Source organism: Winogradskyella bathintestinalis, from assembly GCF_030407435.1.
GTDB lineage: Bacteria > Bacteroidota > Bacteroidia > Flavobacteriales > Flavobacteriaceae > Winogradskyella > Winogradskyella bathintestinalis.
In genome coordinates this window covers 171,190-187,893 of record NZ_JASDDK010000005.1, presented here as the reverse complement: position 1 = coordinate 187,893, position 16,704 = coordinate 171,190, and the positions used below count along the sequence as shown (strand labels likewise).

General features: G+C 33.9%; 11 protein-coding genes. 2 read left to right on the top strand and 9 right to left on the bottom strand.

Annotated features, from left to right (window positions below):
• From QMA06_RS13440 to QMA06_RS13430, 3 genes are read right to left on the bottom strand one after another with little or no spacing between them, the layout of a single operon-like run.
• Complete coding sequence (locus QMA06_RS13440; RefSeq protein ID WP_290207393.1) at positions 1-2,667, bottom strand: DNA gyrase/topoisomerase IV subunit A; 2,667 nt, start codon at positions 2,665-2,667, stop codon at positions 1-3.
• Positions 2,668-3,141, bottom strand: coding sequence for a hypothetical protein (locus QMA06_RS13435; RefSeq protein ID WP_290207392.1), 474 nt, complete (start codon positions 3,139-3,141; stop codon positions 2,668-2,670).
• Positions 3,138-4,997 (bottom strand): DNA topoisomerase IV subunit B, encoded by a 1,860-nt coding sequence (locus QMA06_RS13430; protein ID WP_290207391.1) that lies wholly within the window; start codon positions 4,995-4,997, stop codon positions 3,138-3,140. Before QMA06_RS13430 ends, QMA06_RS13435 begins: the two co-directional genes overlap by 4 nt.
• Positions 4,998-5,191: 194 nt before the next feature.
• Between QMA06_RS13430 and QMA06_RS13425 the strand changes: the two genes are divergently transcribed.
• On the top strand, positions 5,192-6,034 hold the full coding sequence (locus tag QMA06_RS13425) for a phosphatase PAP2 family protein (RefSeq protein ID WP_290207390.1): 843 nt from the start codon (positions 5,192-5,194) through the stop codon (positions 6,032-6,034).
• Positions 6,035-6,271: 237 nt separating this feature from the next.
• On the opposite strand, the gene ychF is transcribed toward QMA06_RS13425, so the two are convergent.
• From ychF to QMA06_RS13395, 6 genes are all read right to left on the bottom strand, one after another.
• Positions 6,272-7,366, bottom strand: coding sequence for a redox-regulated ATPase YchF (gene ychF / locus QMA06_RS13420; protein WP_290207388.1), 1,095 nt, complete (start codon positions 7,364-7,366; stop codon positions 6,272-6,274).
• A gap of 102 nt (positions 7,367-7,468) precedes the next feature.
• Positions 7,469-7,951, bottom strand: a complete 483-nt coding sequence (locus QMA06_RS13415; RefSeq protein WP_290207387.1) for a hypothetical protein — start codon at positions 7,949-7,951, stop codon at positions 7,469-7,471.
• A 551-nt stretch (positions 7,952-8,502) separates the two neighbouring features.
• Entirely contained in the window at positions 8,503-12,090 is a 3,588-nt protein-coding gene (locus QMA06_RS13410; protein WP_290207386.1) for a PAS domain S-box protein, read from the bottom strand.
• Positions 12,091-12,097: 7 nt separating this feature from the next.
• Entirely contained in the window at positions 12,098-12,532 is a 435-nt protein-coding gene (locus QMA06_RS13405) for a response regulator (protein ID WP_290207385.1), read from the bottom strand.
• A gap of 350 nt (positions 12,533-12,882) precedes the next feature.
• Positions 12,883-14,826: a S9 family peptidase gene (locus tag QMA06_RS13400; protein ID WP_290207384.1), complete on the bottom strand. Its 1,944-nt coding sequence runs from the start codon at positions 14,824-14,826 to the stop codon at positions 12,883-12,885.
• A 213-nt stretch (positions 14,827-15,039) separates the two neighbouring features.
• Positions 15,040-15,393: a 4Fe-4S dicluster domain-containing protein gene (locus QMA06_RS13395; protein ID WP_290207383.1), complete on the bottom strand. Its 354-nt coding sequence runs from the start codon at positions 15,391-15,393 to the stop codon at positions 15,040-15,042.
• Positions 15,394-15,565: 172 nt separating this feature from the next.
• Here QMA06_RS13395 and QMA06_RS13390 point away from each other — a divergent pair, with 172 nt between their 5' ends.
• Positions 15,566-16,624 carry an acyl-CoA reductase gene (locus QMA06_RS13390; protein ID WP_290207382.1) on the top strand — a complete coding sequence of 353 codons (1,059 nt, stop codon included), beginning with the start codon at positions 15,566-15,568 and terminating at the stop codon, positions 16,622-16,624.
• Positions 16,625-16,704: the final 80 nt, after the last annotated feature.

Genomic DNA, 16,704 nt, shown 5'->3' with positions numbered 1-16,704 from the left:
TTAAAAAAGAGTTACTTGACCTTTGTTATCTACATCTAAGTCCTCATCGTCATTATTATTAGAATCTTCAGGTGATGGTGTCTTTTCAGTGGTAGATTTTTTAGGGTCATTATTAACTGTTTCTTCGTCCACAACTTCCAACTCATCAGCATGAATCTCCTCTGGTGCTTCATAAGGCAAGGAAGCTAACAAGCTTACTTGATTTATTTTTTCTTTAGTTAACTGATTTCCTAAAGCATTAATTCCTTTCACTGAAATAAATTCTTCAAGATTTACTTCCATATTATCTTTGCGCTCCTTACCTCTTTCTTTTTTAAATTCCACCTCGGCCATGGGTCTCCAATCTGTAGAAACAATTTCGAGCTGTGAGTCCGCATGGTCTGATATAAAGTATTCTTCTTTGCCTTCTTGTTCAATTAAAAAACGTTTCACATAATAACGTTCCTTTTCACCGTCGTAGTAAATTGCAGAAATTGGTTTTTTAGGCACCCATTTTTCCATAACTATCATGTCGCTATCAAAGTGTGTAGTGAGCTCTGGAATAATAGTTTTTGCCATTCCCGACTGCGTAATAATAAGCAAACGATCCTCGCCTCTAAACTCTCCTATCAATTCCCCTCTATCATCTACATTTAAACGTTGTACGGCATCATCGAACCAAATTTTACGTGGTTTTAAGGTAGAAACTCCTTTTTCCTTTAGTTCCACACGTTTAATTGCATGTTTGGTAACGCGATTCCCTTTAGACGACCTTCCTTTAATAAGGATATCTGAAAAATCGAGATCCCATTTCAATTTTTTTATACTGCCTACTTGTCGCAACATAATAGACACTACTTCAGCTTCACCATTAGGGTTTGCTGAAAAATACCAAACCATAGATCCTTTATTACCGTTAGCCAAATCGTATTCACGGTCTCTCGTCATGCTAGTAACCGCAAATCTTTTAACATAAGATGGTCCTTTTTTACCATCGCGATAAATCATATTATAAATAGTACGTTTATCTTTTTTCTTAAATACGGCAACATGAATTATATTTTTCCCAACAAAAGTTTTAGAATCTACTTTAGATACCATCATTTTGCCTTCTTTTGTAAATACAATAATATCGTCGATATCGCTACAATCACAAACATATTCATCGCGTTTAAGCGAAGTGCCCACAAAACCTTCCTCTCTATTTACGTAAAGCTTAGTGTTTCTAATGACTACTTTAGTAGCATCAACATCTTCAAAAATGCGGATTTCGGTTTTTCTTTCTTTTCCTTCACCGTAATCCTTTTTCAAACGTTCAAAATACGCTATAGCATAATCGATTAGATGCGCTAAGTGATGTTTTACTTCAGCAATCTGATCTTCTAAAGCATCTATTTTTTGTTGCGCTTTATCAATATCAAATTTTGAAATACGTTTAATTCTAATTTCGGTTAAACGTGTAATATCTTCAACCGTAATCGCGCGTTTAAGGTGCTTTATATGAGGCTGAAGTCCTTTATCAATAGCATTGATGACTCCATCCCAGGTTTCTTCCTCTTCAATATCGCGATAGATTCTGTTTTCTATAAAAATACGTTCTAACGAAGCAAAATGCCACTGTTCTTGAAACTCGCCCAATTTAATCTCCAATTCACTTTTTAAAAGTTGAACGGTATTATCAGTGGAACGACGTAACATTTCAGTAACACCAACAAAGAAAGGTTTATTATCTTCTATAACACAGCCTAGTGGCGAAATGGAGGTTTCGCAGTTCGTAAAGGCGTAGAGTGCATCAATGGTTTTATCTGGTGACAATCCAGAAGGAAGATGAATTAAAATCTCAACTTCGGCTGCTGTATTATCTTCAATCTTTTTAATCTTTATCTTTCCTTTATCGTTAGCTTTTAATATAGAATCTATTAAAGATGATGTGGTTGTTGCAAAAGGAATTTCAGTAATTGCTAAAGTATTTTTGTCATGTTGCGCAATTTTAGCTCGTACCCTAACTCTACCACCACGCATACCATCATTATAATTGGTAAAATCAGCAATTCCTGCCGTTGGAAAATCTGGAAGAATTGTAAATCGTTTGCCTTTAAGATGTTTTATGGACGCTTCAATAAGCTCTATAAAATTGTGAGGTAAAATTTTTGTGGATAAACCAACGGCAATACCTTCGCCTCCCTGTGCCAAAAGCAAAGGAAACATAACTGGCAAATTTATAGGCTCTTTTCTTCTACCATCGTAAGACGCCTGCCATTCTGTAATTTTAGGATTATAAACTACATCTAAGGCAAATTTAGAAAGTCTTGCTTCAATATAACGAGAAGCTGCTGCTCTATCGCCTGTTAGAATATTTCCCCAGTTCCCTTGGGTATCTATCAATAAATCTTTCTGACCGATTTGTACCATGGCATCAGCAATACTAGCATCACCATGTGGATGATATTGCATAGTATGCCCAACAATATTCGCTACTTTATTGTAACGTCCATCATCTAAATCTTTCATTGAATGCATAATCCGCCTTTGTACAGGCTTAAATCCATCTTCAACGGCAGGTACAGCACGCTCTAGGATAACATACGATGCATAATCGAGAAACCATTCTTTATACATTCCGGTAACCTTAGTGATTGTTTCTTGGTTACCACTATCTTCGTTTAACGCTTCATGTTCTTCTGACATTTATACCTCTTTATGCTTTAAGTTCTCTTTTATTATCTTTCGTAAGGATTGCTTTACGTATTTTAATTTTCTGCGTTTTAATAATGTAATATTAAAGCGTTCTTTTAATAAGGTACCATCCTTCTGCTCTATTACAATGATTAGCGCTCTATAAAATAAATAGTTGCTAATTTTAAAACCAATCAATTTACGTTTTACAATATCAAGTTTCTTCTCTCTGTAATTTAAATATTCAGTAACTATAAGTCCACTATTGGTTATTACAATTTTAGCCCCATCACTATCATACTCAAAATACCGAGCTACGAAATGCACGATAACCACTGCAATTAGTAGACCTATTATAATATATATTGAGCTACTTTCAAAAAAATTAAAAGATTTAAAAACCGTTGCCAGTAATATAGCGGTTGCTACCAATAAAAAATATATAGAAATTATGGTATTCTTAATATTTCGGTTATCTATTCTCATGCGTTTTCTTCAACTACATCTAATTCAACTTTCAGATTATCAATAATAAACTCTTGTCGCGTAGGTGTATTTTTTCCCATATAAAAGGACAACAACTCTTCAATAGACATATCTTTATCTAGCATTACTGGATCTAAACGAATGTCTTCTCCTATAAAATGCACAAATTCGTCTGGTGAAATCTCACCCAAACCTTTAAATCGCGTAATTTCTGGTTTAGGTTTTAATTTTTCCATAGCATTACGTCGTTCTTCTTCAGAATAACAATAAATAGTTTCTTTTTTATTTCGGACTCTAAATAACGGGGTTTGTAAAATGTATAAATGACCATCTTTAATCACTTCTGGAAAGAATTGTAAGAAAAATGTAATTAACAATAACCGAATGTGCATACCATCGACATCGGCATCCGTCGCAATTACGACATTATTATATCGTAAATCTTCTAGCGATTCTTCTATATTTAAAGCTGCTTGAAGCAAATTGAATTCTTCATTCTCGTATACGATTTTCTTGCTTAAACCATAACAGTTTAGCGGCTTCCCTTTTAAACTAAATACCGCTTGTGTATTTACATCTCTTGATTTTGTAATACTACCGGAAGCTGAATCTCCCTCCGTAATAAATAAGGTGGTTTCTAAATACCGTTCATTTTTAGTATCGCCAAAATGTACACGACAATCGCGCAATTTTTTATTGTGAAGACTCGCTTTCTTGGCTCTATCTTTTGCTAATTTTCTAATTCCGGATAACTCTTTACGCTCACGTTCAGCCTGAAGAATTTTACGTTGAATCTTTTCAGCAGAATCCGGATTTTTATGTAAAAAATTATCTAAATAGGTTTTTACAAAATCATTAATATACGTTCTAACCGTTGGCAAATCGCCACCCATATCTGTAGAACCCAATTTTGTTTTAGTCTGACTTTCAAAAACAGGTTCCATCACTTTTATTGCAATAGCGGCTACAACCGATTTTCTTATATCAGATGCTTCGTAATTCTTACCATAGAATTCTCTTATGGTCTTTACTACGGATTCCCTAAAAGCGGCTAAATGTGTTCCACCTTGTGTGGTGTTTTGCCCATTTACAAACGAGTGGTATTCTTCACTGTATTGCGTTTTACTATGGGTTATGGCCACTTCAATATCATCACCTTTAAGATGGATTATAGGATACAACATATCAGCATCATTGATGTTTTCCGATAACAAATCCTTTAAGCCATTTTCGCTAAAATACTTTTCACCATTAAAAACTATCGTTAATCCAGGGTTTAGATACACATAATTTTTAAGCATTTTAACGATATATTCGTTACGATACTTGTAATTTTTAAATATAATTTCATCTGGAATAAAAGAAACCTTAGTGCCTTTTCGTCTAGAAGTATCATCTAATAATTCTTGATTGGTAAGGTTGCCCTGTTCAAATTCTGCTGAAGCCGATTTACTATCTCTAGTCGATTCTACTCTAAAATACGATGATAACGCATTCACGGCTTTTGTACCTACTCCATTAAGACCAACCGATTTCTTAAAAGCTTTAGAATCATATTTTCCACCAGTGTTCATTTTAGACACCACATCGACGACCTTACCTAGTGGAATTCCACGACCATAATCTCTAACAATAACACGTTCTCCATGTACTGAGATTTCAATGGTTTTTCCAGCACCCATTACAAATTCATCTATAGAATTGTCTAACACCTCTTTTAAAAGAATATAAATCCCATCGTCTGGAGAAGATCCATCGCCTAGCTTTCCAATATACATGCCAGGTCGCATTCGGATGTGCTCTTTCCAATCGAGTGAACGTATATTATCTTCGGTATAGTTAGACTGTTCTGACATGGGCATAGTAGAGATTATTGCTGAGAGGCTAATATAAGACTATAGCTTAAAAAATGAAATATGGTTTTAACAAAGTAATTAACAATAACACTTAATAACTGGTATAAACCCCAAAACTTTGCAAAAGCGTTAATTTCTATTTCTATTAGGCACACTATCTGTTAGCCTTATCAATATTTTTGTAAAAAAATTCCATGAAAAATTCACTTCTAGTATTATTAGTTATACTTATTAACTCAGCGGTTTTTGCACAACAGAGAACCATACAACAAAATGCAACATCTCCTTACGAGTGGAAATGGAAACGTGATGGTATTTGGACGGCTGCCGGATTAGGAGCTAGCTTTTATGGGTTGACGCTGATTAAAAATAAAGATGACATATCTACTAGCGAATTGCAAAGCATCATGGAAAAACGAGATGATATTAATTTTATAGACCGTTGGGTAGCAGGAAATAATTCTGATAATGCTAGAAGTATAAGTGACATTCCTTTTGCGCTGTCTTTTGCAGCTCCACTTGTATTATTATTTGATGATGAAGTCAATGATCACACCGCTCAGGTTTTAGGAATTTATCTCGAGAGTATGGCCACCACTGGGGCTTTGTATACAATAACTGCTGGGTTAGCAAATAGATCACGACCTTATGTTTACGATACTGATAATTCAGATTTTAGAAGATTATCTAAAAACGGACAACGCTCTTTTTATTCGGGTCATGTGGCAGCAACAGCAACAGCCACTTTTTTTACGGCTAAGGCATTTCAGGATTTTAATCCAGATTCGGCAGGCATTCCATATGTGTGGGCAGGTGCCGCTATTTTACCAGCAGCTGTGGGTTACTTACGTCTCGAAGCTGGTGAACATTTCTTGACCGATGTACTTTTAGGGTACGGATTAGGAGCCTTAGCAGGTTATTATATCCCAGAACTACATAAACGAAAGGATGAATCTAATTTTGGATTAACACCAGTTATGGGACGTACGCGTTTTGGAGATTCTTATCAGGCGCTGAGTTTAAATTATACCTTTTAATAGTAAGTAATACATTTAAAATTCAGTTTTATTACTTATAAAAATAGAACACGGATAAACTTTTAGACCATCAGTGATATTAACTCAATTCATCACGAAATTCTAGACGTTGCCATATCTTGGATATGAGGAACTGATTAATAAAAAATGTGTACCACTAAAAGAGCGCATTAATAGATTAAAAACACATCATTTAATGTTAATTCTGCCTTAGAGAAATTCTGCTTTCGTTAGAGATTATACGTTAAATAAAAAGTGCATCACATCGCCATCTTTAACAATGTAGTTCTTACCCTCTACTTTCATTTTACCAGCTTCTTTTACTTTAGCCTCACTTCCGTATTGTACATAATCCTCGTAAGCAATAACTTCTGCTCTAATAAAACCTTTTTCAAAATCGGTATGAATAACTCCAGCCGCTTGAGGACCTGTTGCCCCAACATTAACCGTCCAAGCTCTAACTTCTTTAACTCCAGCCGTAAAATAGGTTTGCTGATTTAATAGCTTATAAGCTGAACGAATTAATTTTGCAGAACCTGGTTCTTCTAAACCTATATCAGCCAAGAACATTTGACGTTCTTCGTAATCGTCTAATTCATTAATATCGGCTTCTGTGCCAACTGCCAATACTAAAACTTCTGCGTTTTCATCCTTTACCGCCTCTCTAACTTTTTCTACAAATGCATTTCCTGTAGTTGCAGAACCTTCGTCCACATTACAAACATACATTACAGGTTTATCTGTAATAAATTGAGTTGGTTGTACAAATTCTTCGTAATCTTCTTCTGAAAATTCTAAAGCTCTTACCGAAATACCAGCTTCTAAGTTTTCTTTGATCTTAAGAAGAATAGCTTCTTCTTTTTGTGCTTCTTTGTTACCTGTTTTGGCCGCACGCTTCACTTTGTCTAACTTCTTTTCAGTCGTTTCCAAATCTTTAAGCTGTAATTCCATATCGATAGTTTCCTTATCTCTTATTGGGTCTACAGAACCGTCAACATGAACAATATTATCATCCTCAAAGCAACGCAATACATGAAGAATGGCATCCGTTTCTCTAATGTTAGCTAAAAATTGGTTACCTAAACCTTCACCTTTAGATGCTCCTTTTACCAAACCTGCGATATCCACAATTTCAACCGTAGCTGGCATTACACGTTCTGGGTTTACTAATTCTTCTAATTTCTGTAATCTCGGATCTGGTACATTTACCACTCCAATATTAGGTTCTATAGTACAAAACGGAAAGTTGGCACTTTGCGCTTTGGCATTAGATAAACAGTTAAATAAGGTTGACTTTCCTACGTTTGGTAATCCTACAATTCCAGCTTTCATCGAGTAAATTTATTAGTTCGTTTCCGTAAAACGGAAATCTCTTTTTTGCGAGTGCAAATGTAGTTAATAAATAGAAATAATATGTGATACTTATTGATGTTATTAATAATTGTAGTTAAATAAACTCTGCACACTTTCGCCCTCTTTCAAAGCAAGATATTGTTTTGAATTCCCATCATCTTTCATGGCAATTAATGGATCATAATAATTTATAATTTTTAAAATTAATTCATCGTCTACAGAAAAGAGAACTTTTTGTTTGATTTCTTCAAAGCTTAATATTTCTTTATGCTGAGAATACATATATTTTGCTATACATCTTAACTCAATGTAAAACACTCTATGCTTCAAGTTTTCATTGTACGAATTAAGTTCAGACATTTCCATTTTTAATTCAGAATACTCAAATCTTAACTCACCTAAATTGTTTCCTTGTTCTACAATTCTTTTATTCTTTAATTTTATTTCGTCTAAAGCTTTTATTAAATCCGCTTTCAAAGTTTTAGAAGATTTTGCTCTATCTGAATTTAAATTGAGAATTTTATTATTTAAAACCATATTTTCTTTTGCTAATTTGGTTTTCATAATGGAATCTTTGGCCTTTTGTTATTTTAAAGTCATGACCTTCTTTGTCATTTTGTGTCTATATTTTTGTGATATAAACAAACTATCTTTAATATACTTTTCTTTAATTCTGTTTAACGAATCTATTTGAAGTTTTAATTCTCTTTTTTCAAGCTTTACTTCCTTTACTTTATTATCAAAAAATTCTCTAGCATTCGTTCCATAGAAAGCTACTATTGCTAAAATGATCGGTAATAAAGTTGCAACCAAGGTAATCCAAAAATTAGGTTTTTTATTAAACGTTTTTTTTAAGTCTTGAACTTCAGCACTATTTCTTTCACTTTCAGAAATATTCTTTGCTGCAATACTATAATCTATGAACTCCTTTTTTTTTTGGTTGTTGACTGATGATATTCTTCAAAATTCATAGTAAATAGACTAATTATTAATTGTGCTAAATTAAATCATACCTAAAGAGTTAAAAATCATAATTATAAGTAGTTGTAAACAAAAAAAATCCCAAGCCAAAGACTAAGGATTTCCATATTAATTAATAAAAATATCAGCAAAATTTAAGCTTCAGGAAGATAAATATCAAAAATAGCCCCTTTATTAAATTCACTTCTGGCAGCAATATAACCTTCGTGGTTTTCTATAATACGTTTTACAATAGCTAAACCAATACCCGTACCAGTATATTCTTCTTTGCTATGCAGACGTTGAAAAACTTCAAATATTTTTTCGTGATATTGTTGTTCAAAACCAATACCATTATCTGAGAAACGAATGTGACAGTAAGTTGTTTTCTTCTTTAAAGACGCAATACCAGTCTCTTTTCCTTTTAGTATTTCACAACTAATTTTTATCGTAGTGGGAGTATCTAATTTCGAAAATTTGATTGAATTACTCACTAAGTTTAATATCACCTGCTGAAATTGTACAGGAATAATACGGACATCACAGATATTTTCGAGTTCAAAAGTGACATCTTTTTGCATTAATTCTTCACTCAAAGTTTCCTTGGTGTCCTCAATAATATCTTCAAGATTATAAATTTCGAAAGTACTTTCCTGAACATTGGTTCTAGAATACGCAATTAAATCTTGTATTAACGTTTGCATGCGGTGTGCTGAGGTCTGCATTCGAGAAAAATAACTCTTCGCATTATCAGACAGTTTATCCAATTCCTTTTCTTTGATTCGTGAGGCAAATGTTTGTATTTTACGTAGCGGTTCTTGCAAATCGTGACTAGATATATAGACAAAGGATTGCAACTCCTTATTCATTTTTTCTAGATCTACATTTTTGTTTTCCAATTCTTTAGTACGCGTTTTTACCATATTTTCTAACTTTGAGGTAAAAACTTTTTGTTCTTGAATATCGGTACTACTACCCACCCACATTTTAATGACACCATTAGCATCTTTTTGAGGTATCGCACGACTTAATTGCCAACGGTATTCTCCATCAAATTTGCGGAACCTATGTTCTATTAAGAAATCGCTACCTGTGTTTACGGATGTGGTCCATTCCCTAATATTTTCCTCCTGATCATCAGGATGAACAATCTGCAGCCAACCGTCTTTTTTAATTTGCTCTAACGTTAATCCGGAAAAATCAAAAACAGATTGATTAAAATAATTGAGATTTCCTTCCGGATCAGATGTCCAAATAAACTGTGGCATAGAATCGGCTAAAAGTCTGAATTTTTCTTCCCGATCTAATAACTGTTGCTGAAAATTGCGTTCTTCAGTAATATCTCTTACTGTGCCAAGCATACGCTCGGGTTGGTTATCATCATCATAAAACACTTTGCCTTTTACATCTTTCCAATGTAAGGTCTGGTCTTCCCAAAATATCCTAATTTGATAATGTAGTGTCCCTGTTTTAAAGGCTTTTTCAAAGGCAGTAGCTCTAATTTCAAGATCGTCTGGATGCACATGAGAAATCATTTTTTCTTGCGTTAAGTGATTCTCATTCGAAAAACCTAAAATATCATAACAACGATCAGACGCCACAATATCTTGGGTCTGAAGGTTTAAATCCCATATACCGAGCTCACTGGCCTCTATAATTAATTTAAGTTTCTCTTCGTTCTCTTCTATTAAATGCTTAGCTTTTACCGTAGCAGTCACTTCCGTTGCTACAACCATAATACCTGTGATAGTATTATTTTCTTTTAAAGGATAATAAACGAAGTTAAAATAGGTTGTCTCATTTTTACCATGTCGGTTTAAATTTATCGGAAATTCATTACCATAAAAGGCGTCGCCTGTTTTATAGATATCATCAATAATTGGTGCTATAACGTCTTTTACTTCGGGTAAGGTTTTAAAAAGTGGCTGTCCAATACACTGCTCTTCCGTTCTATCTACAATTTGCAAGTAATATTGATTGGCCATTTCGACAATATGATCTGAGCCTCTAAAAATAATAATGCCCAGAGGTGCTTGCATTACGGAATCCCTGAAGCGTTTTTCACTCTCCTCTACTTTACGTCTAGCTTCATGCAATTCGGTAACTTCGGCAGCCGTATTCATAACGGCGTAAGTTTTTCCTGAAGCATCCAATAATGGTGTGAAATTATAATTGAAATAGTAAGGTTTTAAAACACCATCTTTTTCTATATCGACACGCTGATTTACAGCATGAAACGGAACGCCAGATTGTAATACAGCACGAACTTGATTAAATATTTCTTGGTTATCTAACTCTGGTAAAATATCAGTATATAATTTGCCTACGACATTATTACCTTTTCCCCAAGCATCCATAATGGATTGGTTGGCAAGTGATATTCGCATTTCTTCACCCACGTAGACTCCTATAGGAAACGGTGCACTTTCTACTAATGCTCGTATATTTTGTTCACTCTCTTCTATTTTTTTTCGGGCTTTAGCTTGTGAAGTTACATCATAACCAATGGCCATAATGCCATTGATATTTCCTTTTCCATCATAAAGAGCTTCATAGGAAAAATTAACATAAATAGTTCCCAACTTGCCATTTCTAACTAATTCTATAGGGCGTTCTGCGGTTGCAAAACGTTCGCCCGTTTTATGAACACCATCTAATAATTCTTGTATTCCTTGAGATGCCAATTCTGGCATGGATCTAAAAATGGAAACATTCAGTACCTCTTCCTCAGTTCTTCCCCACAGTTCTAAGGCATATTTATTAGCGATCTCTACTCGGTAATCAGGACCCCTAAATATTGAAATAGCCACGGGAGCCTGAAGAATCATAAGTTTTAGATTTCTTTCACTTTCTTCAATTTTTTTTCGAGCCATTACCCTATTTGTAACGTCTTCTAAGGTTCCGGTTAAGCGGTATGCTACATTATTGTCATTAAACCATGCTCTACCTCTGGCATGTACAATAGTTTCCTTTTTAGTAAGCTCATTGATTATTGCATATTCTATATCATAATCTCCACCTTGCTCATTTTGAAGTGCAGACTTTATGGCATCGGTAACCCGCTGTTTGTCTTTATTTACAATAACTTCAAGCGCGTGGGATAACTCAATTTCTCTGTTAGCAGGTAATCCAAACCAATTTTTTAATCTGTCGTTACAAGCAAATGTATTGGTTATTGGATTATAGTCGTAAGTAGCCAGTTTAGCAGCTTCTATGACAAATTCCAATTCATTTTTGTCATCTATTTGATTAAGTTCGGCTTTCTTTTTATGTGTGGTTTCTAACACCGTCACTAAAACACCACCAACATCACCAGACGCTAATTTAATGGGACTGTAAGAAAAATCGAAATAAGAATTTTCTATACGACCATTGCGATCTAAAGGCAACATAAAATCAGAGAATCTCACCGATTCTCCTTTTAATACATCTTGATGCATGGTACCTAGAATATCCCAAACTTCAGAAAAAGTGTCTCTTTTACTCCGTCCTAAAGCTTGTGGATGCTTTCGTGGCCCTAAAATAGGGAGATAACCATCATTATAAATTTGAGTCAACTCTTTACCCCAAGCAATGCACATCCCAAAAGGGTTATTAAGTAATACACTTACCATGGTTTTTAAGGGTTCGGGCCAAACTTCGGGATTACCAATTGGGGTATTACTCCAATCTTTAGTTCTAATGAGTTCCCCCATTTCTCCTCCTCCTTCTAAAAAAATATGCGCTGTTGTATTAATACTCATGTAATCGTTAAGGGTAAATAATAAATTGTTCTTTAGAACGTAATTGAGAATTTGTGGATGTGAATAATGAAATTGCTTTTTCTACCACCTTTTTTATATTAGAAAACTCTCCAGGTTTTTGAATATAATGATGCGCTCCCATTTCGTAAAGATGATTTACAACCGTTCTGTCTAAAGACGTAGAGTAAATTATAATTGGAATATCCTTTAATTTATTTATGGATTTAATTTCTTCCATACATTCCATACCTGATTTTTTAGGCATATTTAAGTCTAAAAAAATTAAATTAGGACGATTGGCGGGTTCAGCTAATAAAAAATTCATTAACTCTACTCCATCATTTAATATAGAAAGTGTAAGTTGTCCTATTTCGTCGATGGCTTCTTTAAAGAAGTCGCAATCATCAATGTCGTCATCAGCAAGCAAAAGGTGAAGATTCATTTTTTTCTTGTTATTAAATTATAGACTTATACTATCTAACGCATAATATTGCATATATGATGGTTTACTTTTTTGATTAAACAAAAATAAGTGTCCTAGATTACATATTCAATAAAAAAGAATGTTAAAAAAACACCTTAATAAACTATAAAAACTGAGCGTTATTTTGAATACTCTAACGTAAAAAAAAATATACGATAAGGACTAAAATAATAAAAAATGAATTAATACGATTTAAATATCTAACATAATGCTTTGTTTTATTTGTACTACTTTGATCTTTGCGAAAAATCAGAAAAAAAAATCCCAAGCCAAAGACTCAGGATTTCTATATACAACTCTAGCGTATTTTATTGCGCTTCAATTTCAGTACTTTCTGTTGCACCATCTCTTGGTATATTATCTTCTTTAAGGTATTTATCCAAGAATTTGAGAATTCGACTATACGATTCAATTTGATTTTCTTTTTTAACAAAACCATGGCCTTCATCTTCAAATAAAACATATTCTACAGGAACTCCATTTTTTCGTACACCTTCAACAATTTCATCACTCTCAACCTGCAAAACTCTGGGGTCTTGTGCGCCTTGTAATACAATTAAAGGTTTGGTCACTTTATCCGTATGGAATAATGGAGAAATACGCTTCAGCCGAACTGAATCTGCCGAAAACGGATCACCCAATTCTAAATACAATGATTCTCTCATGGATTCCCAGTATGGAGGAATACTTTTAAGGGTTCTCATCCAGTTCGTCACTCCAAAAATATTGACACCTACATCAAACTCTTCGGGTGTAAACGTTAAGGCAGCCATAGTCATATAACCACCGTAAGATCCTCCGATAATACCAATTTTATCGCCATCAATTTCAGACTGCGAAGCCAACCAATTCTTTCCTTCAATACAATCTTGTAAATCTTTTTCGCCATGATTTAGGTCATCCATTTGATAAAAAGTTTTACCATATCCGCTGCTACCACGATTATTAACCGCTAAAACAGCATAACCATGATTCACCATATACTGAATCAGTGAGCTAAACCCTTGTCGTGTTTGACCACCTGGGCCACCATGCACCCAAACCATCGCCGGAACTTTACTATCTGCTGAAGCTTGGTGAGGCAAATAATAAATTGCGGGGATTTCTACACCATCGAAGGACTTGTAACGAATCACTTTGGCGGTCACTAAATCTTCAACGTCTATAGCATCGTTGAGTACATTGGTTAGCTTATATTGCTCTTTTGTGTCTATATTATAGGTATATAAGTCTGAAGGCGCATTAGAACCGCCCACGTACATACGCATCCATTTTTCATCATCGCTAAAACCAACACTGGTAATACTTTTATTTTCAAAATTTGGTAAATCTATAGGTTCCATGGTTTTATAGTCTAAAACGTCGATTGCATTTTTTCCGTCGTCATTGACATAAACAATCATGTATTTACCATCGGACGTAAAATTGCTCCCTACGATATCCCAAGATTTTTCTAAAACTTTTTCCTTTTCTTTAGTGTTGAGATCATAAGACATTAAATAGGAGAATTCGCCACCATCATCTGTAGTATAGTAGAATTTAGAATTATCTCTAGAGAAATCTTGTGATGAATTTTTGCTTTGATTGTCATTAAGTTTTGTCATTTCCTCAGACTTTACATTATAGAGAAATAGGTCGCTATCATTCGTATTTAAGGATTTCGTTAATGCAAAATAATTTTCATCGCTCGACATACCAGCAAAATTGAGACCGGTATCATCTTGATAAATCATGTCTGAAGTATAGTCTTCAATCGACATTTTATAGACATCAAAATATTTTGGATTCCGTTTGTTTGAGCCAAAATACAAATACTTATCATCGTCTGACCATCCATAAAAACTGGCTTTCGCTCCCAATTCTGGTGTAATATCTTTAATGTTTCCTTCTAAATCCCTTACAAATAAGTGGTCTATTTCGTCGCCGTTACCATCAGCACTCAATAACATTCTATTGTCTTTAGGAAAGTAAGATTCTGCAAAAATCGAAGTGCTATCAGACGAAGTAATTGCCGTTAAATCACCTCCTGTAGAAGAGACTGTATATACATTATAGATTCCTGAGCGGTTACTAGAAATAAGTAAACTACTATTATCCGCTGAAAAACTTCCTCCACCTATAGCTTCATTATCCATAAATTGTTCGATCGAATATTGCTTAATATCGCGATCCACTTGTGCTTTGTCAGCTTTCTCATCTTTGCAAGAAAGCATGAGTACCAATACGCCTAATGCTAAAATTTTTGATTTCATGATGGTGTTTTTTTAATTTCACTTAAATGTACAACATTATAATGAACCTTTTAATTTAGCTCCAACAGAAGAATGAGCATTATCTAAACAATTCATATTTAAGTATCAATATGTCTATTTAACTCGTTAAACTAATTATGAAATTATATAAAAAAAAATCCCGAGCCATAGACTCAGGATTCAATTATTATTTTGTGATATTACATTAGTACTTTAGCCTTCAGGATGCATAAATTTTTGTTTCCCTAGTAAGACTTCTTCCGACTCAACATGGTCCTCATCTGGGACACAGCAATCCACTGGACAAACGGCAGCACACTGAGGTTCTTCGTGGAAACCTATACACTCGGTACATTTATCTGGTGCAATGTAATACACTTCGTCATCAATAGGTTCTTGCGTTTCGTCTGCATCAACTTCTTTACCGCTTGGTAAGACCACTTTACCTGACAAACTTGTACCATCAGAATAACGCCAATCATCGGCTCCTTCATAAATAGCAGTATTTGGGCATTCTGGCTCACATGCTCCACAATTAATACATTCGTCTGTGATTATTATTGCCATAATAGTATATTTATCTTTTTCTTATTTAATCTGACCGTTTATAAATAATAAATGACCGATTGAATGCGCAAAAATTTTTTCTTGCTCACTTCGTTTCCGTAATTTTGCACTTGCTATAACGGCAAACACAAATGCAAAAATAAAGCCAAAACATCGTATAACCAAACCATATATGGATTTACAGCAAAGAATTAACGCTTTTGTAAAATTAGGTGCGTTTTTAAATCAATTTCAAAAAACCGAAAGTATAAAACACGATCATATCGAAGCCAATGATCTATTTTATGACGGTTTTAAACATCAAATAAAATTAGCTGAAGAATCAAATGGATGGTTCACAAAAAGCAATATTTCTTTCAGTTTAATCAATTGGTCTAATGCTCTGACTAGAAGCAATATTAGCAAATGGATAGGCAAGTATAACTTTAATAATGAAACCACTAAAAAAGTGGCCATAATTATGGCTGGTAATATACCGTTAGTTGGTTTTCATGATTTTTTATGCGTTCTAATTACTGGTCATTCTGTATTGGTAAAACAGTCTTCAAATGATAAACATCTATTACCTTTTTTAGCGAAATACTTAGAAGTTGTTGAACCAGGTTTTAAAAACAAGATTACATTCGCTGAAGAAAAACTTACCAATTTTGAAGCTGTCATCGCCACAGGCAGTGATAATACGGCACGATATTTTGAATACTATTTTAAAGACAAGCCAGCCATAATAAGAAAAAATCGTAATTCCGTTGCCGTTTTAACAGGTAATGAATCTGACGAACAGCTTAAAGATTTATCTGATGATATATTTAGATATTATGGTTTAGGGTGTAGAAATGTATCTAAATTGTTTGTACCGAAGGATTATAATTTTGATGCCTTTTTTAAGGCAATATATAAGTGGCACTCTATTATCAACGAATCTAAATATGCTAATAACTACGATTATAATAAAGCGGTATATTTAATGAGTGAATTTGCCATGCTAGAAAATGGCTTTCTTATGATAAAGGAGGACAAGAGTTATGCGTCACCGATCGCCACTCTATTTTATGAATACTACACCACTAGTGAGGAATTAAAACAAAAATTAAATTCAAATAACAGTAATATTCAATGTATTGTATCTGAAGAATTCTCTAAGGACGAAATAGAATTCGGCAATACTCAGAACCCACAGCTTTGGGATTATGCAGATAATGTGGATACTATTGAATTCTTGTTAAGAATATAGTCGAAAAATTATCAATTTCGTAACTAAATTTTACCAATAAATTAGCACCTTTGTAGCTGTTTAAATAATTAAACTCAGGA

Excerpts from the sequence above, each read along its gene's own strand:
- QMA06_RS13440 (WP_290207393.1), bottom strand. The coding sequence starts at position 2,667 with ATGTCAGAAGAACATGAAGCGTTAAACGAAGATAGTGGTAACCAAGAA.
- QMA06_RS13435 (WP_290207392.1), bottom strand. The coding sequence starts at position 3,141 with ATGAGAATAGATAACCGAAATATTAAGAATACCATAATTTCTATATAT.
- QMA06_RS13430 (WP_290207391.1), bottom strand. The coding sequence starts at position 4,997 with ATGTCAGAACAGTCTAACTATACCGAAGATAATATACGTTCACTCGAT.
- QMA06_RS13425 (WP_290207390.1), top strand. The coding sequence starts at position 5,192 with ATGAAAAATTCACTTCTAGTATTATTAGTTATACTTATTAACTCAGCG.
- ychF (WP_290207388.1), bottom strand. The coding sequence starts at position 7,366 with ATGAAAGCTGGAATTGTAGGATTACCAAACGTAGGAAAGTCAACCTTA.
- QMA06_RS13415 (WP_290207387.1), bottom strand. The coding sequence starts at position 7,951 with ATGAAAACCAAATTAGCAAAAGAAAATATGGTTTTAAATAATAAAATT.
- QMA06_RS13410 (WP_290207386.1), bottom strand. The coding sequence starts at position 12,090 with ATGAGTATTAATACAACAGCGCATATTTTTTTAGAAGGAGGAGGAGAA.
- QMA06_RS13405 (WP_290207385.1), bottom strand. The coding sequence starts at position 12,532 with ATGAATCTTCACCTTTTGCTTGCTGATGACGACATTGATGATTGCGAC.
- QMA06_RS13400 (WP_290207384.1), bottom strand. The coding sequence starts at position 14,826 with ATGAAATCAAAAATTTTAGCATTAGGCGTATTGGTACTCATGCTTTCT.
- QMA06_RS13395 (WP_290207383.1), bottom strand. The coding sequence starts at position 15,393 with ATGGCAATAATAATCACAGACGAATGTATTAATTGTGGAGCATGTGAG.
- QMA06_RS13390 (WP_290207382.1), top strand. The coding sequence starts at position 15,566 with ATGGATTTACAGCAAAGAATTAACGCTTTTGTAAAATTAGGTGCGTTT.